The organism is Vibrio sp. RE88, assembly GCF_013113835.1.
GTDB lineage: Bacteria > Pseudomonadota > Gammaproteobacteria > Enterobacterales > Vibrionaceae > Vibrio.
The window spans coordinates 590,352-611,864 of record NZ_VTYQ01000003.1; the positions used below are offsets into that span (position 1 = coordinate 590,352).

Below are 21,513 nucleotides of genomic sequence, written 5' to 3' on the forward strand. Positions count from 1 at the left end.
TTAATTCCTTTGGTCGTCGACCTCTACCCCTTCAGGAATGGTAAAGGTAAAGCGATCGGCACTTGGTTTAGCCAGTTTGATGTTATTAAACTTGAAGGTACTTTTTTGGCCATCTTGCTCTATGACACTAAAGCCCTTCACCGCACCTTTACCATCAATCTCTAGCTTAAACTGTCCCTGATTGGTGTCCACTGCGGTCGGAACCAATGTAAACACATCGCCTTGTTGTGACACTTTGTAGTTTTCCCAGTCGCTGGCGCGGTTGCGAGTTAGCAAAACAAAAGGGGTTTGCTCAGTAGCTTGCTCCTGCCAGTAAATGCTAACTTGTTCGATGAAAGGGCTGTAATACCACAGAGATTCACCATCTGACACCAAGACATTCTCATCTGGTGACGTGGTAGTCCAACGGAACAAGCTTGGACGCGCAATTTCGACTTTGCCTTCACCTTCCGTCAACATTTCCCCTTCCGGGCTGATCAACTGCTGTGAAAAATCCGCACTAAACCCGTCAGTCAGTTGCAGTCGCTGGCTCAATTCATCTTTGGGCGCTGCGATGACGGAGAAGCTAAGGAAAAACAACGCGGCTAATTTCTTCATTCTTTATCATCCTATTTCGTCGCGAATACGACGTTATACCTCGGTTTCGATACTGTTTTGACCGGGTAACGTTAACTTTGTTCTACTGACCGCAGCACTGTTTGAATTTTTTACCACTACCACACGGGCAAATGTCGTTACGCCCGATATCTTTAAATGGATTTACACTTTGCGCTTTGGCACCAACCATGGCTTCATCTGCCGCTTGCGCGACTTCGTTAATCATCAAATCCAGCTGGCCAAGAAAGTCATTCAGTGCCGGTGGCGTTTCGATACCTGCTTCTTTCATCTGCGCTTGAGTCTGCTCTTCATCGATTGCCAACATCATTGTGGTTAGCAAAGCTTGTAGCATGCGTAATGTCCCATCACCGATAGACGTTTCCGCCCATTGCTCTTCAATGGTAGGCCAAAGCATCATAAACCCTTCAGCAAAATCGGCGAGCTGCTCTTCACGCTGCTCTTCATTAAGCAAGGACAACAAAGAATATTCATTGCGCTTTAAATAGCTGTATTGCTGATTTATATGACCTTCAACCTCCGCCTTAACAGACTGTGCTTGCTCGGAGAAAAGGCCAGGTAGCCAACTTTCTGGCGCGAGAGGCTTTGTCGCCAAGTTTGCAGCCAGAGTGACCCCTTCAAGATACAGTGCAGATTCTTCAGTTTGGGATGGTTCAAGTGTCAGTAGTTGATAAGTCATTATCTGATTCAGTGTTGCTAGATTCTCGCGCCATTATAACCCTATGCGCCGCTGTGGGTCACCCAAGTCTTGATAAGGTACATAGACGGCTCCATTGGTTCATTTTTGAGAAGTCGTTCATTTCGTTTAACAAACTTAGACCTAATTGGAGTAAACATTCAAATCAATGACTTATTTCACTTTGAGAATTAGAATGATGAATGCAAAATCCCGTCGATTATAGTTTTAGCAACCTGTTTAGATGCAGTCGGGTTAACCATGAAAAAGCACAAACCCAGCGGCTTTACGCTGATCGAACTGGTGGTCGTGATTGTTATTCTTGGCGTGCTTGCCGTCACCGCCGCCCCCAGATTTTTAAATTACCAACGTGATGCTCATGTTTCGAGGGCCGATGCTGCGTTTGCCAGTTTTGCCAATGCCATTCAGCTCTATCAAGCGAAATGGCTGACAGAAGGTGAACCTACCAGTCATGTCGATTATGGGATTGAAGATATATACCCTTCTGCACTGGGCTTCCCTATGTCAGTTAATCATGCGCCTTCTGATCCCGCTTTAGGACCTATCCAAGGAGAAGATTGTGTCGCAATGTGGAATGCACTGATGCAGGTGGATTTAACCATCAGGCCACTGACTTCCACCATATTGCCTTCTGATACCGATATTGTCGCTTGGTATACCGCCAACAATGAGTGTACGTATTACTACACCAGCGGCTATGACGAAGATGAAGAGTTCCCGATGTTGCGCTACTCTCCCTTAACCGGAGTCATTGAGAAGGCGATCGGAAGAAATAACGCCTAGTTGTTAGACATCTCGTAACGAAGTCTCTAAAATCACGCCTCCTAATTCGGAGGCGTTTTTTATGCGAGTTGTTCTGGGCCCTATGGAGGGCGTTTTAGACCATTTGATGCGAGAGATATTAACTGACATCAACGACTATGATCTGTGTGTCACGGAATTCGTTCGCGTGGTCGATCAGTTATTGCCAGAACACGTATTCTATCGCCTCTGCCCAGAGCTAAAACAAGGCTCACACACCAAATCCGGTGTGCCCGTTCATATCCAGCTGTTAGGACAAGACCCACATTGGATGGCCGAAAATGCGGTTCGCGCTGCCGAGCTTGGGGCCAAAGGCGTTGATATCAACTTCGGCTGCCCAGCAAAGCTAGTAAACAAAAGTAAAGGCGGTGCTGCACTACTCCAACACCCTGAGCTTATTCATCGCGTGGTCAAATCGTGTCGTGAAGCCGTACCAGAAGGCACGCCACTCACGGCCAAAATTCGCCTTGGTTGGGATAACCCAGAAGATTGTTTCGAGATAGTAGATGCGATTCAAAGCGCTGGAGCAGACGAACTCACGGTCCATGCGCGGACAAAAACGGGTGGGTATAAGGCCAGCGAAATTAAATGGGACTACATCAACCAGATTCGTCAACGCTTTACTATTCCATTAATCGCCAATGGTGAGATTTGGAACTACGAAGATGGCCAAGCCTGTATCGAAACCACGGGTGTCGACTCTTTAATGGTATGCCGTGGCGCATTCAATGTGCCTAACTTAGGCAATGTGGTTAAGCACAACCATACCGTGATGCCTTGGACAGAAGTGGTCAAACTGCTGCTGCTTTACTCGCAGTACGAAATGAAAGGCGATAAAGGCCTCTACTACCCGAACCGCGTCAAACAATGGTTCTCCTACTTACGACACGAGTACCCTGAAGCCAACGAACTCTTTCGTGAAATTCGTACCTTTAACAAGGCTGAACCAATCGTAGAACGTATTAAGGAATACCAAACTCAGTTATGTGTGGCCTAAAACACTAACCTGTTTTTACCACTGTTTTTGGCCTCATAAAGCTTTTCGTCAGCGGCTTTGAATAGACGTTCAAAGTCGCTGTTTTCTTCAGATCTGACTATCTCGACTCCCCCCGAGACCGTGAATCCCCCCTCGACAACATTTGCAGAATATCGACTGATCGCTTCGCGGACACGCTCCATCGTCATGCGCATCTTTTCAACATCTCGACCACGAAGATAAACCACGAATTCTTCGCCACCAAACCGTGCTACAGCATCACTGTCGCGAATATTTTTTTCAATTTGCTCCGCCATAAAACAGATCGCATCGTCACCGACATCATGGCCATAAGCGTCATTGATCGATTTAAAGTTATCAATATCCAGCACAGAAAGCGCAAGATACTCACTATGAGTTGTGTTTCTAAGGAAGGCTTCCATTCCACGTCGGTTAAGCAGCCCCGTCATTGGATCCCTCGCCGCGAGATCTCTGAAGTAACTTCTTTCAACATGCGTATTCACATAGAACAGTATGGTAACGAGCAGTATGTATAAGCAAAGCGTCACCACTAAGCTGTACTTCTCGAACAAAAAAAAGTTCTGAATTTCAGCTGGCATGTCGAGTTCGTAGTAAAGCATATGGTTGGAAACAATACCGTTCATACCCAACACGTACTCTCTGACCGCCTTGTCCGTTGGACGAGAATTATGGACATTAATCAAGTGAATGGCACTGGCCAGCTTAGACTCAGATTCAAGCAATTGATTAACGTCTACTTGGAGTGTCAGCACACCTTCTTGCTCAGTCGAACTATAAACAGGAGCACTTAAATTCAAAAGCTTGAGCTCGGGCATGCTCAGTGTTTCTGGGCCATAAATCGCAATAAAATCTTTACGACTACCTGGCTCTCGAAACAAACCTCTCGCTCGTATCAAAGCGTTATCCAATAAAGGCTTGGTGATCCTTTTAGCGAGCGTATCTGGAGAAGACATGATGAATCCGTCGAAATCGACGTAGTGGATACCAAACAAAAAGGCATCAATATCGTGTAGGAACGACAGTAATGGAGCCATGGAAACATGGTCGGTCACATCTTGATACAGCGCACTTTCTTGCTGACACAAAGATTTGTCCCCCACCAGCATATAACTGATGTCGACTGAGGGAATGTCGAGCGTTTTGTTCTCAGCCAAAAGGAGGGCATCAATCGGCCACATTTTACATAAGCCGTCTTCGATCTTCCTGTTGTGCTCCAGTAAAAGGCCAGTACCTGACTTGTAGTAATTACTGAAGCTGTAATCCAGCGCAGTAACCACTTTTGTTGCCCGTTCAAGAGAAGTTTCGATGCGCTGATATTCATCATCAATATCGCGATTGACCGCATCTAGGTAGTTTTTTACCGTGAGAGCAAGCAGTATGCTGGCGATCGCTGCGGGAACAAAGATAACAAACTTAAGACTGAAATGCCCTTTCACCTTCATTAGGGGGAATGCCTTGCAAATTAATAAAGCCCATTCATAGGATAATCTACAAAATGGGCTTTAGATAGAAACTTGTTAGAACTCAAAGCAATAAGGTTAAGATATCGTTAAGTTTCCCACTTATCAGTTAAGGAGAAGGCTGTCGTCCGCCAGCTCCTCCCCTCTCACTTTGGAGAACATTTCTAATAAATCTGGCACTTGCATATTCGCTCTTTGCTCACCTGCCACATCAAGCACAATTTCTCCCTGATGGAGCATTACGGTACGATCACCACACGCCAGCGCATCCTTCATTGAGTGCGTCACCATCATCACGGTCAGATTAAACTCAGTCACAATTTTCTTCGTCAAATCAATAATAAATGCCGCCATTCTTGGATCAAGCGCCGCAGTATGTTCATCGAGCAGTAGCAGTTTGCTATCAGACAGCGTTGCCATCACTAGACTTACCGCCTGACGCTGACCACCTGAGAGCAAGCCGATGTTGTCACCCAAACGGTCTTCCAGACCTAGCCCAAGAATGCTGATGCGCTCTTGAAACAATTTACGACGCTTATTGGATAAAGACAGGCTCCAGCCACGCTTTTTACCCCGCATATAAGCTAAAGCCATGTTTTCTTCTATCGTGAGATCACCACAGGTTCCCGCCAGTGGATCCTGAAACACTCGGGCACATTGGCGCGCTCTTTGATCGACGGTTTGCCGAGTGACATCCAGTTCATTGATGACAACTCGCCCTCCCACCATTGGCGTTTCACCCGTCACAGCGCCTAACAAGGTTGACTTACCGGCACCATTAGAACCAATAACTGTCAAAAATTGGTGTTCAGGGACTTCCAGAGAAACGCCTCTGAGTGCTGGGTTTTCAAGGATGGTTCCAGGATTAAAAGTTACTTGGATATTCTCAAGCTGAATCATGCCACATCTCCTGATTTTTCAACCTGCTTAGATACCACTTTGCTCTGAGCAGGCGAACTAGGCTTTTTTGATTTGAGGTTTCCTTTTAGCTTCGGCGCAATCAGTGCAATCGCCACCAGAACCGCTGTAACCAAGTTAAGATCAGAGGCTTGTAGACCAAACATTCCTGTACTGAGTGCAAATGCCACAGCGAGTCGGTACAGCACAGAACCAACGATGACAGCCAAAACGGCCACCCATATCTTTCGTCCTGGAATCAGCGTCTGCCCTAAGATAACCGCGGCCAGACCTACAACAATCGTACCCACTCCAGAAGTCACATCTGCAAAGCTGTTAGTCTGGGCAAATAGAGCACCAGCAAAACCAACAAAGCCATTCGACAGAGCAAGGCCAAAATACGTGTAAAAGGACGTGCTGCCACCTTGCGCTGACACCATACGTGCATTAACACCCGTTGCACGTAAACCTAGGCCAAAGTCGCTGTTAAGCAACCTAACGACAAACCATGCCGAAACAAGCACCAGTATCCCGACCAACAATGGTCGCATTAGCATAGGATCACCAATCGCCTCAAATGGCGTCAGAATCGTTTCCTCCCCCAGCAAGGCTATATTCGGGCGACCCATAATGCGAATGTTGATCGAAAATGCAGCGATCATGGTAAGAATGGAGGCAAGAAGGTGAAGGATCCCACATCGAACGGCGAGAAAAGCCGTCACCCAACCAGTTGCCGCTCCCGCTAAAATAGCCATTGCGGTTGCAACCCAAGGGTTGATACCCGCGACGATTGCCGTTGCGGCCACGGCGGCTCCCATAGGGAAACTGCCGTCAACACTGAGATCGGGAAAGTCCAATACCCGAAAAGTCAGGTAAACGCCCAATGCCACTAACCCGTAAAGCAGGCCAATCTCAAGCGCACCAAAAAAAGCAAAAGCAGACATAACAACTCCCTTTTCTGCCTTAAATAAGAGAACGCATAACGCGTTCTCCTTTTGGGTTACTTAACGCTCGTTGCGCGATCAAGTACTGATGCTGGAATCGTCACACCCAGCTTTTTCGCCGCTGTCACATTGATGACTAAGTCAGACCCTTTAGCGACTTTCACATCCAATGAGCCTGGCGCTGAACCTTCAAGAATCGCCGCTACATAGTCTGCGGTTTGAACACCAACTTGATAGTAATCAAAGCCTAAGCTAGCAATTGCACCCTTCTCAACATACGAAGTCGCACCACCCAGAACAGGTGTTTTGGCCTGATTCGCCGCCACAATCATACCTTCAATCGCACTGGCAACGGTGTTATCCGTCGGTGCGTAAATCACATCAGACTTCTCCGCAATTGCCTGAGTCGCTGACTGAACATCAGCACTCTTTAGCGCTGTGGCTTCAACCACTTCAATACCTTGCGCTTTCGCACTTTGTTTTAGTAGCTCCACCAAAGTGACAGCATTCGCTTCACCTGGGTTAAACACAACACCGATGGATTTCACATCTGGCATGATTTCTTTAATCAGTTCAACGTGTTGGCTTACTGGAGAAAGGTCAGACAAACCCGTCACATTCTTTCCCGGTTTCTCCATGCTTTTAACCAGTTTAGCGCCTACCGGATCCGTTACGGCCGTGAACACAACAGGAATTGAACGCGTTGCGGAGACCAATGCTTGAGCGGTCGGAGTAGCTATACCTACCAGGACATCAGGCTTTTCACCGACAAATTGACGAGCAATCTGCACGGCAATCGCGGGGTTACCTTGAGCCGTTTTGTAGTCAAACTCGAGATTTTTTCCCTGTTCATAGCCCTTTGATTTCAGGCCATCAATCAGCCCCTGACGAGTGGCATCCAATGCCGGGTGTTCAACGATCTGCGATACAGCGACTTTGGCTGTTTTCGCCATGATGCTTGTTGATGACAGTAGTGCTGCTCCTGCCAATACAGCGGTAGCAATAACTTTTCCTGCTTTCATCTCAACTCCTTGATTACAGCATTATTGATGTGATGTTGTGTGCGGTTGGTGTTTATATATTTATTGATTGAGTTGCACATTTTCTGTGCACATCATTCATTATTACCAATAACTTAGAAAAATTGGAAGGGAGATTTAACAATAAATCAACAAATTTAGAGGTGTGTATACGGCTAATTTTTAATCGCCTGAATCAAGATGTTTCTCGGCGTGATGTTTTTGGCACAAAAAGCTTCAATAGATACCTGATAACCATGCTCTGCAAGATACAACGCCTTATCAAGTACCAGCCACATTTCTAGGCTGCGACGGAACTGCTGCTGAACAAGACTAAGTCGCTCCATTTGCCAATAACGTTGTTCGCCTTTCGCTTCAAACTCCGCAAACGACACATTCGTTGGTAAATCCAGCTGTTTCTGATCGGCCGCCCATCGACAAAACGCGCCAAATCCATCGGCCAATAAAGACTTTTTAACGCTTGGTACGGGTATGTAATCTTGATGACCACCAGCCTCTCTCAATAGCAGGTCCAACCCTAGGCGGTAGCTCATTTCGAGAAAGCGATGCCGTTTAACTCGCTCACCACCTGTGACGGTTTCCTGAAGCGGTATACGCAGCTCTGCCTTTGTGAGTTTAAGCGCTGACGAGTGAGCTGGTTTGGACAAAGGACGGTATTGATCCTGTTGGATTAGGTGGTAACAACAAGGCGAGATACTTAAAGCTGGCAACCCTATCGATGCCGCCTTTTCAATCAGAGAAACATGCAAATCACCACATGCGTGTAAAGCAACCGCGTGTTGTTTAGGGTTGAGTGCTTGCATGGCGTCAGCAGACAGCGCATCTCCTTGAACAAACATCATGGGTAAATTCTGTTTATCCGCTTCCTGTTGTCCCGAGTCACACAACATTTGTTGAAATTCGAAACTGGTCACTGGCTGCTGGCTTTGGCTGGCAAGTATACGGCCCAAAAAACCTTTACCTGAGCACCATTCAAGCCATTCACTGCCTTGATGAGAGCGTAACGCCGCTTCCCCCATCGACACAATCTGTTCAAGCTTTCTGCCCGGAACCCCAGCTTCTAGACCTCGTTCCAATTGCAAACCGTGTAAAGTAGAACTGGTGAGTTCCGTAAGATGATGAGCCATAGATAGCTCTGGGATAAATTGCTCAAGAGCTTTACTGAGTTGCTCGGGGGCTGATTTCAACTCTTCAATGTCTTGAGGGCGAAGCTCTGCCAGCCATAGACATAGCTGCGGGTGCTCAACTCGCCAAGGTAATTGACTATCAAAGCTAGAAAAAAAGGGCTCAAAGCGCCAAAATTTCTGATGAGATAAGAGAAATGAATCGAGTTGTTGAAATGTGTCTTGCATGCTTCCCCCTGACAACTGTTTATTCTAGAGGGAAGCAAGGTGAGAAGAAAGTTTCTAGCGTACTGGTAGCTCGATATCTTTAAACATTTCTTCAATTTCAGCACTCGACTTCAGAGACAGGGCCTGCTCGACGACTGGACGAGTGAGATGCGGAGCAAATCGCTCCATAAAGTCGAACATGTAAGAACGAAGGAAAGTACCGCGGCGGAAGCCAATGCTGGTCGTGCTCGCACCGAAGATATGGCTCGCGTCGATCGCAACTAAATCTTCATCCTGCTCTTTATCGATCGCCATGCTAGCAATCACACCAACCCCAATTCCCATACGAACATAGGTCTTAATCACATCGGCATCCGTCGCAGTGAAGACAACTCGTGGCGTCAAGCCGACCTTATTGAAAGCAGTATCCAACTCTGAGCGTCCAGTAAAGCCAAATACATAAGTGACCAAAGGATAAGAGGCGAGGTCTTCAATTGAAATTTTGTCTTTCTGAGCCAAAGGGTGTTCTTTGGGCACAACAATTGAGCGATTCCAGTGATAACAAGGCAACATGATGGCGTCTTGGTACAAGTGCAGAGCTTCTGTTGCAATCGCGAAATTTGCTGTGCCTTTAGCAATCGCTTCGGACATCTGTGTTGGCGTACCTTGGTGCATGTGAAGCGACACTTTAGGGTATCGAGCAGTAAAGCCCTTGATGACGTCTGGCAATGCATAGCGAGCTTGAGTGTGGGTTGTGGAAATATTCAAGGTTCCCATTTCTGGATGCGTGTGCTCTCCAGCGACCGCTTTAATACTCTCGACCCGAGCAAGGATTTCCTGAGAAATACGAATAATATCTTCGCCTGCGGAAGTCACTTGGGTCAGGTGTTTACCGCTGCGCTCAAAAATCTGAATGCCAAGCTCATCTTCAAGTAATCGAACCTGTTTACTGATCCCAGGTTGTGAGGTATATAAACTCTCGGCAGTAGCAGACACATTCAAATTGTGGTTAACTACCTCAACAATATACTTCAGTTGTTGTAACTTCATTCTCGACCCCGTAATCCCTTACTCGACGCCCCATTCTGAGCAAATATAGTTTATAATATTTAGTTATAACGCCTCTTGATTGAAATTGATAGCACAATTGGCTATTTGGGTACTTTATAAAGAGTAATTTCTGATTTAGATGACTTTTTTGTAAGCAATAACTCAAAAATTACCCATAGATCAGAGTTTTCGTTAATAATTAGGCATGAAAACGTAATAATACAAAATAGGTGCAGTGGTTCTTAAGAATCGTGTATCCTTACTCGCTAGCCAACAAAACATAAGATACGGAATTTATGAATATTGGGTTAATCATAGCTTTAGTTGCCATCTTACTGGTGTTAGTGCTTGGCTATAACATCATGCTCCAGTACAAAGTAAAAGTTGAAACTGCCAGAAAGCAGGAAGGTGCCAGATACCTCGCAATCATTGATGCGACAGAGGAGCTGATTGGCCATGCGCACCACATGCCGTACAGCAAAGAACTACTAGTTTGTCTGAATACTCGAATTCTTGATGCTGTCGAAAGCATGTTTGAGTTGGATCCTAAGAATAAGCAACTGGAGCAACGTGTTGAGCACGTTAAGCAGCAAATCCAGCAGTTAAAAGATGACAAGAAAGGTGGCGAGAGCACCCCGTTCAAAACACCAAGCAGTGACAAGCAAGCGATCGTGATGCTGAAACTAGTAAAGCGCTTACGTGACACTATTCGCAGCGAACATAATAAAGGCCGATTTGAGACCCAAGCTTATGTTGCTGAAAACGCTCGCCTTGAAACCATTCAAATTCGTATTAACATCGAGAACGTAATTAAACGTGCTAATGACGCGATTGTTCGTGGTCAACCTGGCACTGCGATTCAGCTATTACGTAAAGGTCTCGATGCATTGAGTAATAAAAACGATAACTACTCGAATCAAGCCAGAGAAAAGCTTCAAGAAATGTACGATGACCTAGAGCAGAAACGCCAATCTAAAAATGCAGAAGAGCTTCATCAGATTGAAGAAGACCAACGCAAAAATGATATGGACGAGCTCTTTGGCGAAAAGAAAAAATGGTAATATAATCCACTCAGTCCATTTCCAAAAGGTCGCTTATGCGGCCTTTTCTATTTATTGAATAACATCATGATCGATTTAAAAAGCTACGATACCTTACTGGAACCAATCAACAGTTTTCTTCAGTGCGCCACACCAGAAGAGTGGATCACAGAAGCTCGCAAACCTGAGCACCTGAAAACAGTTCTAATCGATCATTTGTTGTGTGAGCTTAAGGCGGGCCAGTCAGCGATGTATTTGATCCGCAAGTATGCAATAGACAAAAGCAGTGCCCACAACTTACTGGATTGGTTTAAGCCCTACGAAGATTTCGCTTATAGAAAAACAGGTAGCTTAGAAACGCTCAAGGGTAAGAGCAATATTTCGAAAGCGATCATGGCCAAGTCTAACTCCCCTTACAGCCAAGACTTGATAGACAAAATGGTGCTGCTTATCAAAGAAGAATTGCACCACTTCTATCAAGTGCTGGAGATCATGGACAGCCGAGGCATTGCCTATGAGCCAGTACAAGCGAGCCGTTATGCAAAAGGGCTACTTGCAAATATGGCAACTCACGAGCCGCAAACACTGATAGACAAGCTGATCATTGGTGCATATATCGAAGCGCGTTCTTGTGAACGTTTTGCAAAGCTCGCTCCTCATATGGATGAAGATATTGCTAAGTTTTATATCTCACTGCTTCGTTCAGAAGCGCGCCATTATCAGGACTATTTAAGCCTTGCCGAAGAGATCGCTGGTGAAGATATCTCACACAGGGTCGCGTACTTTGGTCAACTTGAAGCCGACTTAATTACCAGCCCTGATAGCGACTTTAAATTCCACAGCGGTACTCCCCTGAAAAATTAAACGCTCCACATTAGATGTTAAAAAGGATGCCAAACAGGCATCCTTTTACTTAGATTGGTTATTTATTTGGATGCTGGACTCGGGTCCAAAAGCGCATTCCCCAACCCAGCAGCATACAACTTTTTACTGACTCGATTGAGCGCTTCAGCTTCATTGGCACCAATGACCAAGCTGCCTTTACTGCGTAAAACCTCAATCATAGATTCAATGCAGTTAGCATCGCTGTCTACACCTGACAGTTTGGAGCGAATAAAACCAAACCAGTCATCATTCATCTTCTCTTTTACTTTATCGAGCACTTCTTGGCTTGCGACCTGAAACTCAGCTCTGGAATCAAATGCTTCCTGATTGGTCCGCGCTATATCGTAGATAATGTGCGCTTTCTTCTTTGCAACCAACATGCCCGGGATATTGAGCTGTAACTCGGCGATTTGGCCGTTACTCATCTTGAGAAAGAACTTAATATCCTTATAGCCACTACCATCCGCTTCAACGTTAAATCGCTCCAAGTTAGAACCTGATTTAGCAAGCTGGTAACGGTCTTTCAATGCTTTTTGATATTGAGCGACAGCCCTGAACTCTTCAGTACGGCAAATAAACAGTTTCGCACCCTGAAGGTCTCTGAAGCTCTTTACCTTCACCGTAATACGCGCACAGTCTTTTAAATCGCCTACATCATTAGTGCGCTCTCGGGTGGTAATTTTGGCCAAGGCTCCACTGTAGCTCTTAATACCGCCGTAAGCACCGGGAGGAAAGCTGATTTCCGCACCAAACGCCACTTTTAGTCTTTGGGCAAAGGTGTTCAATTCGACCTGAGCTTGAATGATTTCTTTAAACATCAAGAAGAGCTGCTTACGCTTTAACTTAGCATTGGCAACCTGGTTTTTGGCCTTAAAATCCATCGCGCTTGTGTCGAGTACTTTCTTCCCCGCATCGTTGGTCACTAAATACTGAGATAAGTCTTCATCTAAATATTCTGCAAGGTGAGCATCATCGGTCAATATGTCGAGCATCAACTTACACATTTTGCCTTCTTCAGTACTTTGGAAGCTCTTCGATTTTAATTTGGCTTTGAGCTCTGCTAGGCCGGACTGATAATCCGCTTGATTCACTAAACGAAAGCCCTGAGATAAATGCGTGGATTGCTCGATGCGCTTTAAGACCTCCGCTTTTACCTTAGCCACATCTGCCGCGGTTACTTTTTTGGTTGCTGTATCAGTCAAAGCTTCGCTAGCGCCTACCGACGCCGATAATGTATCAGTCATAGCCAACTCCTTGTTTAGAGATTCATTATAGTCACTAAATCCAAGCTAAACGAAAAGCCAACCAATAACTAGTGTGAATATTTACAATATCGAGAGGTTGTACCTGTAACGAAAAAAAATCGCCAGTCATACTGGCGATTTTAAAAACTCTAGATAGTCAGTGACTGATTAATATCCATCAGGACTTTATCTGGATCCGCCGCTTGCGTAATTGGTCGGCCAATAACTAAATAATCAGATCCTGCCTGAATCGCATCGACTGGCGTCATTATACGTTTCTGATCCCCAACAGCGGATCCTAAAGGACGGATACCCGGTGTAACCAGCTTAAATTCGCGTCCTAGTTCACCTTTCAGCATTGCGGACTCCTGAGCAGAACACACAACTCCGTCGAGCCCAGAGTTTTTGGTCAATGTTGCCAGACGAACAACTTGCTCTTTTGGCTCAACGTTGAGGCCGATCCCTGCAAGATCATTTTGCTCCATGCTGGTTAACACCGTCACACCAATCAATAGCGGGCGGTCTTTTCCATATGGCTCTAGGATATCGCGTGAAGCCGTCATCATACGCTCTCCCCCACTCGCATGAACATTCACCATCCATACTCCAAGCTCTGCGGCAGCTCGAACTGCTTTCGAGCAAGTGTTCGGAATATCATGGAATTTTAGATCCAGAAATACTGAAAAGCCGCGCTTGTGTAACTCTTTAACGAAATCAGGACCAAACAGCGTGAACATTTCTTTGCCGACCTTCAATCGACAAGAGTTTGGGTCAATTCTGTCTACGAAAGTAAGGGCGTCCGCTTGATTGTCGTAATCCAGTGCAACAATAACTTTTTGGTCAATCATTTCATCTCCTACTAACTAATTACATGCCTAAAAAAAGCAGCGGGATCACCGCTGCTATTTTTCTTGATTGGAATCCCAATCGAATTTCTTATTCACCATCAAGGCCTCGAATTGGCTTGATGGTTCCCCAACCTTTACATGATGGACAGTGCCAGTACATCGAATGGGTAGAGAAGCCACATTTACGACATCGGTAATGAGGTTTAACTTTTAACTGTTCTCCTACCAATTTTTGCAATGTCTGCAAACTCGCTTTTGCTCGGCCTTCTTCCGCATCGGCCAAATGATAATCCATCAGTCGATAGAAGCCTTTCATGGTCGGGTTCTTAACGAGTTGACGAGTGAGCAACTCCTGAGCGGAACCAGAGCCTTCATGTTGAGCAACCATCTGAGCAAGCATAAGCTCTGCTGAAACGCCAGCCTTGGAAACAATACATTGGCGTAAGAAGTCCAATAGCTCCTCTTCCTGCCCTAAATGATGGTAACAGTCAGCTAATGTTGGAAGTACTTCGCTAATAAAGTCGATGTCCTGCTCGATCACCATCTCCATATACTTAATGGTCTGAGTATAGTCTTCGACCTCAAGATAGAGCTTACCTAGGGCGATACTGGCACGAACACACTTTGGATCTTCTGACAAAGCGCGCTTAAAGTGCTGAATCGCGCGACTATTATCACCGTCGGCTTTTTCTTGCATTGCAAGCTCACACCAAAAGTGCGCAATGCTTGTACGCATGCGTTTTCGACCTAATTTCACCAGTTGGGTCGCGTATTGGATCGCTTTGCCCCATTCTCGTGTTTGTTGGTAGATCGAAACTAACTGTTGCAATGCAGCTTCGCGATGATCAGGCTCTTCGACAAGTTGCTCAAAGATTTTCTCTGCACGGTCAAGAAAACCTGATGCCATGTAATCTTTAGCTAGCTGCTGAAGCGCAATGTTTTTTTGGTCTATGGTCAGCCCAGAGCGAGAAATCAAATTCTGGTGAATACGAATGGCGCGGTCGACTTCTCCGCGAGAACGGAAAAGGTTCCCCAAGGCCAAGTGGGTATCTATCGTCTCGTTGTCGACCTGAAGAAGTTCGATAAAGTGGTCTACCGCTTTATCCGATTGATCAGACAATAGCAGGTTAAGACCCGTCACATACTGACGAGAGATTTGGTTGGAGTGCTTCTGCTTGTCTTGCTGGGCACTGCGATTACCCATGTACCAACCGTAGGCTGCTGCGATTGGTAGTAACAAGAAGAGTATTTCTAACATTGAGTAAAAAGCCTACCTGTACAACTTATTGGGCTTTAACCTGATGAGGTTCACTCTCTTGGGGTGAAAGTTTTTTCACTTGTTTTTTCAGCTTGCGTAGTTGCATTTGAGAACGCAGATGTAAACTACCGAAGATAATCCAAGCCAAAACAAAGCCAGTCACAAAAACAACACCTAGCAGTGTCGAAAGATGAAACTCACCTTGTGCCAGTAAGTAGTTAAAGTTGACTACTTCCTGGTTCTGAGAGCCTAAAGCCAGTGCAATTAAAAACAGGGCCAGCACGATAACAATTTTTATAATTTTCATGTTCTATCACCTAAGTGGATATCTGCCGATACGATTATGCAGTAAAACCCTTGAACAAACCATGCCTATCTCCGAATTTCATCTCATAAAAAAGCGGCATACACTACGTATGCCGCTTCAATAATAAGTATTTTGAAATTAATCGAGGTTAACGCGCTCTCGTAATTCCTTGCCTGGTTTAAAGTGAGGGACGTATTTACCCTCCAGCTCTACTTTCTCGCCCGTTTTTGGGTTTCGGCCTACACGAGGCTCGCGGTAATGCAGAGAGAAACTACCGAATCCACGAATTTCGATTCTATCGCCAGTTTCTAGTGTCGAAGCCATATGCTCTAAAATGTCTTTCACAGCATCTTCAATCTCTTTCGCTGAAAGATGGGTTTGCTCAGCGCAGAGTCTCTCAATCAGTTCAGACTTAGTCATAGTTTCCCTCGTAGAGTAGTTTATCACTTATTATAGTAAGTAATACCAATTCCAACAAACACTTGCTATCAATTCTAGACACAAACCAACAATTTGCGCAATTCCAAATCGCGTTTTATCAGAGTCACTTGCTGAGATTGGTATTAAGACTATTTTAGCTCAATCCATAAAAAAGGAGCCTTTCGGCTCCTTTTTCAATAAAGCGAGATATTATTCGCCTTTAGCTGCTTTGAAAGCGTCAGCCATTGCGTTACCGAACGAAGCGTCGTCTGCTTTGTTCAGAGAAGCCATTGCTTCTTGCTCTTCTGCTTCATCTTTAGCTTTAACAGATAGGTTGATTACGCGGTTCTTACGGTCTACACCAGTGAACTTCGCTTCAACGCTGTCGCCAACGCTTAGGATCAGAGAAGCATCTTCTACGCGGTCGCGAGAAACTTCAGAAGCGCGGATGTAACCTTCTACGCCTTCTTCAAGTTCGATAGTTGCACCTTTAGCGTCTACTGCAGTAACAGTACCGTTAACTAGTACACCTTTCTTCTTCTCAGAAACGTAAGCATTGAATGGGTCATTTTCCATTTGCTTAACGCCTAGAGAGATACGCTCACGCTCTGCGTCTACTGCTAGAACAACTGCAGAGATTTCGTCGCCTTTCTTGTACTCACGTACTGCTTCTTCACCTGCAACATTCCAAGAGATGTCAGATAGGTGAACAAGACCGTCGATGCCGCCTTCTAGACCGATGAAGATACCGAAGTCAGTGATAGACTTGATCTTACCAGTAACTTTGTCGCCTTTAGCTTGCGCTTCAGCGAAAGACTGCCAAGGGTTAGCTTTACACTGTTTCAGACCTAGAGAGATACGACGACGTTCTTCGTCGATTTCAAGAACCATAACCTCAACTTCGTCGCCAACATTAACAACTTTAGATGGGTGGATGTTCTTGTTAGTCCAATCCATTTCAGAAACGTGTACTAGACCTTCAACGCCTTCTTCGATTTCAACGAAACAGCCGTAGTCAGTTAGGTTAGTAACGCGACCAGATAGTTTGTGACCTTCTGGGTAACGCTTAGCGATTGCTACCCATGGATCTTCGCCTAGCTGCTTAAGACCTAGTGATACGCGAGTACGCTCACGGTCGAACTTAAGAACTTTAACTTGGATCTCGTCACCAACGTTCACGATCTCAGAAGGGTGCTTAACGCGCTTCCAAGCCATGTCTGTGATGTGTAGAAGACCGTCAACACCACCTAGATCTACGAATGCACCGTAGTCTGTTAGATTCTTAACGATACCTTTAACTTCTGCGCCTTCTTGTAGAGACTCAAGAAGCTCATCACGCTCAACGCTGTTCTCAGACTCGATTACCGCACGGCGAGAAACAACTACGTTGTTACGCTTCTGGTCAAGTTTGATAACTTTGAACTCTAGCTCTTTGTTTTCTAGGTGAGCAGTGTCGCGGATTGGACGTACGTCTACTAGAGAACCTGGAAGGAAAGCACGGATACCGTTTAGTTCAACAGTGAAACCGCCTTTAACTTTACCGTTGATGATACCAACAACAGTTTCAGCTTCTTCGTAAGCTTTCTCAAGAACGATCCAAGCTTCGTGACGCTTCGCTTTCTCACGAGAAAGTTGAGTCTCACCGAAACCGTCTTCAACAGCGTCTAGCGCTACGTCTACTTCAGAACCAACTTCAACTTCAAGTTCGCCAGCAGCGTTCTTGAACTGTTCAGCAGGGATTGCAGACTCAGACTTAAGACCAGCGTCAACAAGAACGAAACCGTTCTCGATAGCTACTACAGTACCTTTAACGATAGTACCTTGTTGGAATTCAGTCTCGTTTAGAAACTCTTCAAAGAGTTGAGCAAAAGATTCAGTCATTTATTTAATCTTCAATAAATTAAACGTCCACGGGTATCCTACCTCGTGGGGTTATTAAATTCGCCAGTCATCATCCATGCGACCAACGCTCTTACCTAGCCGCCTAAACGACTAGCTTAGATTCGATATATTGTAGTGCCTTTTCTACCACTTCGTCGATACTCATCGTAGTAGAGTCCAGCAATAGCGCATCCTCAGCGGGGCGTAATGGCGCCACCGGGCGGTTACGATCTCGGTCGTCACGCTCTTGGATCTCGCTCAAAAGGTCGTCAAATTTAACATCTAACCCCTTGCCTTGCAACTGTTTAAGACGGCGGTTAGCACGCTCTTCAGCACTGGCATCGAGGAAGATTTTAGCTTCAGCTTCAGTAAAAACAACGGTACCCATATCACGGCCATCAGCCACAAGGCCGGAGCCTTCAGCAAAAGCACGTTGACGACGCAGTAAAGCTTCACGAACACGAGGGAACGCAGCTACTTTTGAAGCGGCCATTCCGGTCTCTTCTTTGCGTAACTCACCTGAAACATCTTCGCCTTCCAAAATGACTTTCACTAAGTCACCTTCTGCGATGAACTGCACGTCTAGATGGGTAGCCAAAGGAACAAGCGCATCTTCAGATTCAAGGTCAACGCCATGATGAATCGCAGCTAAAGCCAACACGCGATAAATCGCACCGGAATCCAGTAAGTGAAAGCCAAGCTTCTTCGCCAGAAGCATACAGAGAGTGCCTTTACCTGCACCACTTGGTCCATCAACGGTTACAACCGGCGTATGAGACGACATGTTTTACTCCACATTAGTTGAAAATAATAGCCATTGAGCTGACCAATATTCGGCGGGAATTATAGTGGGAATCGCCTCTTTGCACCAGAGCGTATTGAAAGGAAAAAGCCAAAAAATAGAGCGCTTGGCGCTCTACCTGTTTACAGCTTTATTCGGCTGCGGTTTTTGTCTATCAAAGCGGGGCCAATACCTTTAACCAACACCAAATCGCTCACCTTCAAAAAGGGACCGTTGTCATCCCTAAATTGAACAATAGCTTGGGCTTTTTTCGCACCAACACCACTCAGTAGCGCTGCTAATTCAGCCGCTTCAGCGGTATTAACGTTCACTGTAATCTCTATTCCAGCGTATTCCGGATTGGTAGCTTTTTCAGCCGATACGGTAATCGGGCTATATACCGCTATCACCATTAAAAGGCACGTCCAAAGTATGCGTAACATTTCCCTTGTTCCTCTAAATAACATGATGGAATAAATACCGTAGAGGAATATGACAATAGAAAGGGAGAAAACAGCGCATAATAAAACGGGCTGCAGATGCAGCCCGTTATGAGTGGTTTGTCAGTTACATCGGTTAAGATTACTGAGTCACAACGTAATATTCGATATCGATAGTTTTGCGAAGAATATTGATCAGACCTGAAAGATCTTGCTGTGCGTTCATCTGAGTTAGCTGAGTACCAATCTGTTCGTTGTACTGAGCATTAACATCAGATTTCACGTTGGTCAGCTCAACTACAACGATGTCACCATTGAAGTCTTTGGCTTGAGCGAATTCCACTTGACCACTGCTTGGCTTCTTCATTGAGAAGACAACATCAGCCAATGGCGAGCTACGATCAATGTTTTCTGAGTCACTGAAGGCAAGACCATTTTCAGTCATTAGGTCTTTGTTACCCTTCTTCAGCTCTGCAACCAAGTTGTCAGCAAGTTCAATTGCGCTTTGCTCACCTTTCACTTTCGCCAGTGCCGTCGTCACTTGCTCGCGAACTTCGTCTAGTGGAAGGACTGTTTCATCACGCGCATCTTCTACACGAACAACAATCACGTGCTCAGGTGCTACTTCAATCACTTCTGAGTTCAGCCCATCCTCTTTTACTTCAGGGCTTAAAATGGCTTGCATTACCGCAGGCGCTTTTAACAACTCCGGCGCATCAGCTTGAGAAATGAAGTCCGTCGTGTGAATTTTAGCTTTGATTGCGCTAGCGGCATCATCTAAAGAATCAGGGTACTCAAACGCGACGGTTTCTAGCTGACTTTGTAGCTCATAGAACTGATCGATCGCTTGCTGATCTTTTAGCTCTTGCTTGATTTCAGAAGCCACTTCTTCATATGGCTTAGCTACCGAATCTTTCAACTCATCAAGTTTAATGATGTGATAGCCAAAATCAGATTTAACTAAACCTGTCACATCACCGGCCTTCTTCAGAGCAAACGCGGCCTCTTCAAATGCTGGATCCATAACATCACGCTCGATCCAACCTAGAGAACCACCTTCAGCAGCACTACCAAAGTCATCAGATTTCTCTTCCGCTAGCGTCGCAAAATCTGCACCAGCATTGAGCTCATCCAAAACCGCTTGAGCTTTCGCTTCATCATCACCCTCAATCAGGATATGACTAACACGACGCTGCTCTTCCGAGGAGTATTTATCAAGGTGCTCTTGGTAGTATTGCTTTGCTTGCTCATCAGAAACGTCAATTGCGTCTTTCAGCTGCTGAGCTGAAAGCTCAACATACGCCACTTTAACCTGCTCAGGGCGAGTGTAACGCTCTGGGTTTTGAGTGTAGTAGTCGTTAATTTCTTGTTCTGACAACTCAGCTTTAGATGCAAAGTCTGACAACGAAAGCGTGACTTTTTTGATTTCACGCGTTTGAGTCAGTAGCTTGCTTTGCGCTTCTACTTCTCCCTCTAGAGAGAAATCGCTCGCCTGAATTGCTGTCAGGAGTTGATTGCGAACCAAGTCTCTGCGTAGATACTCTGCAAAGCTATCCGGCGAGAAGCCAGCACGACGAAGAGACGATTGGTAAATCTCTTGGTCAAACTTTCCATCGACTTGGAACTGTGGCATATCAACAATCATGCTGCGAACTTGAGAGTCACTGACACGTAGACCTAAAGACTCAGCGTGTTGCTCTAGCAACAAATCGTTAATCATTCGGTCAAGCACTGACTTGCGGAAAGATTCAACGTAGCTTGGGTCTGCTAGCAGAGTTGAGAAATAATCACCAAGCTGAGCTTGCATGCGATTACGTTCGTTCTGATAAGCTTGTTCAAACTCACCACGACCAATCTCGACGTTACCAACCTTTGCCGCAGAGTTATTGCTACCGCCAACGATGTAGCTGCCAACACCGGCAAAGACAAAAGATAGGATGATTAATCCAAGGATAATTTTAACCGCGATGCTATTAACGCCTTCGCGTAATCGATCCATCATATTTAAAACACTCTCCGCGTGTAGACCGCACTAGCTCTAATCGTTGCTAACACGACGTACGTTATAATTAAAATCAGATAGCGCGATAATACCAGAAAAAGAAATGCGCATCAGTATGATGCGCATAATTTAAAAAGGTTCGATAAAAACTGCCGCTATCGGCAATTTTCAGACTAGTTGCAAGAGTCTTTTAGAGCTTTACCAGCTTTGAACGCAGGAACTTTTGCTTCTGCGATTTGAATTTCTTCACCAGTCTTTGGGTTACGACCTGTACGAGCGGCACGAGTACGTACGCTGAATGTACCGAAACCAACTAGAGCAACCTGGTCGCCAGACTGAAGAGTGTCGCCCACAGCTTCAATGAATGCGTCTAGAGCGCGGCCTGCTGAAGCTTTTGAAAGGTCAGCGTTTTCTGCAATTTTTTCTACTAATTGTGTTTTATTCACTGTGATTCCCCTTTGCGCCACCTGTTATTATTTTTAAAGGCAGCTTTCGTTCCATTTCAATTTTAAAGTAACTCCAACCCCTTATACAACAAGGCCTGAAGCTATGTG

22 protein-coding genes are annotated in these 21,513 nt (G+C 45.5%); 4 read left to right on the forward strand and 18 right to left on the reverse strand.

Annotation, left to right across the window (positions count from 1 at the left end):
- Both lolA and F0265_RS08690 read right to left on the reverse strand, forming a co-directional pair.
- Positions 1-597 carry an outer membrane lipoprotein chaperone LolA gene (gene lolA / locus F0265_RS08685; RefSeq protein ID WP_019277901.1) on the reverse strand — a complete coding sequence of 199 codons (597 nt, stop codon included), beginning with the start codon at positions 595-597 and terminating at the stop codon, positions 1-3.
- Positions 598-679: 82 nt separating this feature from the next.
- A complete protein-coding gene (locus F0265_RS08690; RefSeq protein WP_038512838.1) occupies positions 680-1,294 on the reverse strand; it encodes a YecA family protein in 615 nt (204 codons plus the stop codon).
- Positions 1,295-1,552: 258 nt separating this feature from the next.
- Here F0265_RS08690 and F0265_RS08695 point away from each other — a divergent pair, with 258 nt between their 5' ends.
- Both F0265_RS08695 and dusC read left to right on the forward strand, forming a co-directional pair.
- Complete coding sequence (locus F0265_RS08695; protein ID WP_171748572.1) at positions 1,553-2,095, forward strand: prepilin-type N-terminal cleavage/methylation domain-containing protein; 543 nt, start codon at positions 1,553-1,555, stop codon at positions 2,093-2,095.
- A gap of 61 nt (positions 2,096-2,156) precedes the next feature.
- Positions 2,157-3,110 (forward strand): tRNA dihydrouridine(16) synthase DusC, encoded by a 954-nt coding sequence (dusC, locus tag F0265_RS08700; RefSeq protein ID WP_171748573.1) that lies wholly within the window; start codon positions 2,157-2,159, stop codon positions 3,108-3,110.
- Here dusC and F0265_RS08705 read toward each other — a convergent pair.
- The 6 genes from F0265_RS08705 to cysB all read right to left on the reverse strand — a co-directional run bounded on the left by F0265_RS08705 (position 3,107) and on the right by cysB (position 9,853).
- The gene (locus tag F0265_RS08705) at positions 3,107-4,573 is read right to left on the reverse strand and encodes a sensor domain-containing diguanylate cyclase (protein ID WP_171748574.1); all 1,467 of its coding nucleotides are present in this window, start codon (positions 4,571-4,573) and stop codon (positions 3,107-3,109) included. The genes dusC and F0265_RS08705 overlap by 4 nt on opposite strands.
- 123 nt (positions 4,574-4,696) lie before the next feature.
- Positions 4,697-5,491: an ABC transporter ATP-binding protein gene (locus F0265_RS08710; RefSeq protein ID WP_171748575.1), complete on the reverse strand. Its 795-nt coding sequence runs from the start codon at positions 5,489-5,491 to the stop codon at positions 4,697-4,699.
- Entirely contained in the window at positions 5,488-6,432 is a 945-nt protein-coding gene (locus tag F0265_RS08715) for an ABC transporter permease (RefSeq protein WP_171748576.1), read from the reverse strand. The genes F0265_RS08710 and F0265_RS08715 overlap by 4 nt, the downstream gene beginning before the upstream one ends.
- A 56-nt stretch (positions 6,433-6,488) precedes the next feature.
- On the reverse strand, positions 6,489-7,454 hold the full coding sequence (locus F0265_RS08720; protein WP_171748577.1) for an ABC transporter substrate-binding protein: 966 nt from the start codon (positions 7,452-7,454) through the stop codon (positions 6,489-6,491).
- Between the two features lie 173 nt (positions 7,455-7,627).
- A complete protein-coding gene (locus tag F0265_RS08725; protein ID WP_171748578.1) occupies positions 7,628-8,824 on the reverse strand; it encodes a methyltransferase in 1,197 nt (398 codons plus the stop codon).
- Positions 8,825-8,878: 54 nt separating this feature from the next.
- Positions 8,879-9,853, reverse strand: a complete 975-nt coding sequence (gene cysB / locus F0265_RS08730; protein ID WP_171748579.1) for an HTH-type transcriptional regulator CysB — start codon at positions 9,851-9,853, stop codon at positions 8,879-8,881.
- Positions 9,854-10,149: 296 nt separating this feature from the next.
- Here cysB and F0265_RS08735 point away from each other — a divergent pair, with 296 nt between their 5' ends.
- Positions 10,150-10,914: a DNA repair protein gene (locus tag F0265_RS08735; protein WP_171748580.1), complete on the forward strand. Its 765-nt coding sequence runs from the start codon at positions 10,150-10,152 to the stop codon at positions 10,912-10,914.
- A 66-nt stretch (positions 10,915-10,980) separates the two neighbouring features.
- Complete coding sequence (locus F0265_RS08740) at positions 10,981-11,757, forward strand: tRNA isopentenyl-2-thiomethyl-A-37 hydroxylase MiaE (RefSeq protein ID WP_171748581.1); 777 nt, start codon at positions 10,981-10,983, stop codon at positions 11,755-11,757.
- Positions 11,758-11,819: 62 nt separating this feature from the next.
- On the opposite strand, the gene F0265_RS08745 is transcribed toward F0265_RS08740, so the two are convergent.
- The 10 genes from F0265_RS08745 to F0265_RS08790 all read right to left on the reverse strand — a co-directional run bounded on the left by F0265_RS08745 (position 11,820) and on the right by F0265_RS08790 (position 21,405).
- Positions 11,820-13,022 (reverse strand): hypothetical protein, encoded by a 1,203-nt coding sequence (locus F0265_RS08745; protein ID WP_171748582.1) that lies wholly within the window; start codon positions 13,020-13,022, stop codon positions 11,820-11,822.
- A 149-nt stretch (positions 13,023-13,171) separates the two neighbouring features.
- Positions 13,172-13,870, reverse strand: coding sequence for an orotidine-5'-phosphate decarboxylase (gene pyrF, locus F0265_RS08750; RefSeq protein ID WP_171748583.1), 699 nt, complete (start codon positions 13,868-13,870; stop codon positions 13,172-13,174).
- An 88-nt stretch (positions 13,871-13,958) separates the two neighbouring features.
- Positions 13,959-15,128, reverse strand: a complete 1,170-nt coding sequence (lapB, locus tag F0265_RS08755) for a lipopolysaccharide assembly protein LapB (protein ID WP_171748584.1) — start codon at positions 15,126-15,128, stop codon at positions 13,959-13,961.
- A 25-nt stretch (positions 15,129-15,153) separates the two neighbouring features.
- Positions 15,154-15,435 (reverse strand): lipopolysaccharide assembly protein LapA domain-containing protein, encoded by a 282-nt coding sequence (locus F0265_RS08760; RefSeq protein ID WP_171748585.1) that lies wholly within the window; start codon positions 15,433-15,435, stop codon positions 15,154-15,156.
- Positions 15,436-15,573: 138 nt separating this feature from the next.
- The gene (gene ihfB, locus F0265_RS08765) at positions 15,574-15,855 is read right to left on the reverse strand and encodes an integration host factor subunit beta (protein ID WP_006959336.1); all 282 of its coding nucleotides are present in this window, start codon (positions 15,853-15,855) and stop codon (positions 15,574-15,576) included.
- Positions 15,856-16,065: 210 nt separating this feature from the next.
- On the reverse strand, positions 16,066-17,736 hold the full coding sequence (gene rpsA, locus F0265_RS08770) for a 30S ribosomal protein S1 (protein WP_006959338.1): 1,671 nt from the start codon (positions 17,734-17,736) through the stop codon (positions 16,066-16,068).
- Positions 17,737-17,839: 103 nt separating this feature from the next.
- Complete coding sequence (gene cmk / locus F0265_RS08775; RefSeq protein ID WP_171748586.1) at positions 17,840-18,520, reverse strand: (d)CMP kinase; 681 nt, start codon at positions 18,518-18,520, stop codon at positions 17,840-17,842.
- A gap of 140 nt (positions 18,521-18,660) precedes the next feature.
- Complete coding sequence (locus F0265_RS08780) at positions 18,661-18,960, reverse strand: helix-hairpin-helix domain-containing protein (RefSeq protein ID WP_171748587.1); 300 nt, start codon at positions 18,958-18,960, stop codon at positions 18,661-18,663.
- A 139-nt stretch (positions 18,961-19,099) separates the two neighbouring features.
- A complete protein-coding gene (ppiD, locus tag F0265_RS08785) occupies positions 19,100-20,959 on the reverse strand; it encodes a peptidylprolyl isomerase (RefSeq protein WP_171748588.1) in 1,860 nt (619 codons plus the stop codon).
- Between the two features lie 173 nt (positions 20,960-21,132).
- The gene (locus F0265_RS08790; RefSeq protein WP_004414742.1) at positions 21,133-21,405 is read right to left on the reverse strand and encodes an HU family DNA-binding protein; all 273 of its coding nucleotides are present in this window, start codon (positions 21,403-21,405) and stop codon (positions 21,133-21,135) included.
- Between the last annotated feature and the right edge of the window lie 108 nt (positions 21,406-21,513).

What these genes read in the sequence shown, in the direction of transcription:
- lolA (WP_019277901.1), bottom strand. Translation starts at nt 597, where the DNA reads ATGAAGAAATTAGCCGCGTTGTTTTTCCTTAGCTTCTCCGTCATCGCA.
- F0265_RS08690 (WP_038512838.1), bottom strand. Translation starts at nt 1,294, where the DNA reads ATGACTTATCAACTACTGACACTTGAACCATCCCAAACTGAAGAATCT.
- F0265_RS08695 (WP_171748572.1), top strand. Translation starts at nt 1,553, where the DNA reads ATGAAAAAGCACAAACCCAGCGGCTTTACGCTGATCGAACTGGTGGTC.
- dusC (WP_171748573.1), top strand. Translation starts at nt 2,157, where the DNA reads ATGCGAGTTGTTCTGGGCCCTATGGAGGGCGTTTTAGACCATTTGATG.
- F0265_RS08705 (WP_171748574.1), bottom strand. Translation starts at nt 4,573, where the DNA reads ATGAAGGTGAAAGGGCATTTCAGTCTTAAGTTTGTTATCTTTGTTCCC.
- F0265_RS08710 (WP_171748575.1), bottom strand. Translation starts at nt 5,491, where the DNA reads ATGATTCAGCTTGAGAATATCCAAGTAACTTTTAATCCTGGAACCATC.
- F0265_RS08715 (WP_171748576.1), bottom strand. Translation starts at nt 6,432, where the DNA reads ATGTCTGCTTTTGCTTTTTTTGGTGCGCTTGAGATTGGCCTGCTTTAC.
- F0265_RS08720 (WP_171748577.1), bottom strand. Translation starts at nt 7,454, where the DNA reads ATGAAAGCAGGAAAAGTTATTGCTACCGCTGTATTGGCAGGAGCAGCA.
- F0265_RS08725 (WP_171748578.1), bottom strand. Translation starts at nt 8,824, where the DNA reads ATGCAAGACACATTTCAACAACTCGATTCATTTCTCTTATCTCATCAG.
- cysB (WP_171748579.1), bottom strand. Translation starts at nt 9,853, where the DNA reads ATGAAGTTACAACAACTGAAGTATATTGTTGAGGTAGTTAACCACAAT.
- F0265_RS08735 (WP_171748580.1), top strand. Translation starts at nt 10,150, where the DNA reads ATGAATATTGGGTTAATCATAGCTTTAGTTGCCATCTTACTGGTGTTA.
- F0265_RS08740 (WP_171748581.1), top strand. Translation starts at nt 10,981, where the DNA reads ATGATCGATTTAAAAAGCTACGATACCTTACTGGAACCAATCAACAGT.
- F0265_RS08745 (WP_171748582.1), bottom strand. Translation starts at nt 13,022, where the DNA reads ATGACTGATACATTATCGGCGTCGGTAGGCGCTAGCGAAGCTTTGACT.
- pyrF (WP_171748583.1), bottom strand. Translation starts at nt 13,870, where the DNA reads ATGATTGACCAAAAAGTTATTGTTGCACTGGATTACGACAATCAAGCG.
- lapB (WP_171748584.1), bottom strand. Translation starts at nt 15,128, where the DNA reads ATGTTAGAAATACTCTTCTTGTTACTACCAATCGCAGCAGCCTACGGT.
- F0265_RS08760 (WP_171748585.1), bottom strand. Translation starts at nt 15,435, where the DNA reads ATGAAAATTATAAAAATTGTTATCGTGCTGGCCCTGTTTTTAATTGCA.
- ihfB (WP_006959336.1), bottom strand. Translation starts at nt 15,855, where the DNA reads ATGACTAAGTCTGAACTGATTGAGAGACTCTGCGCTGAGCAAACCCAT.
- rpsA (WP_006959338.1), bottom strand. Translation starts at nt 17,736, where the DNA reads ATGACTGAATCTTTTGCTCAACTCTTTGAAGAGTTTCTAAACGAGACT.
- cmk (WP_171748586.1), bottom strand. Translation starts at nt 18,520, where the DNA reads ATGTCGTCTCATACGCCGGTTGTAACCGTTGATGGACCAAGTGGTGCA.
- F0265_RS08780 (WP_171748587.1), bottom strand. Translation starts at nt 18,960, where the DNA reads ATGTTACGCATACTTTGGACGTGCCTTTTAATGGTGATAGCGGTATAT.
- ppiD (WP_171748588.1), bottom strand. Translation starts at nt 20,959, where the DNA reads ATGATGGATCGATTACGCGAAGGCGTTAATAGCATCGCGGTTAAAATT.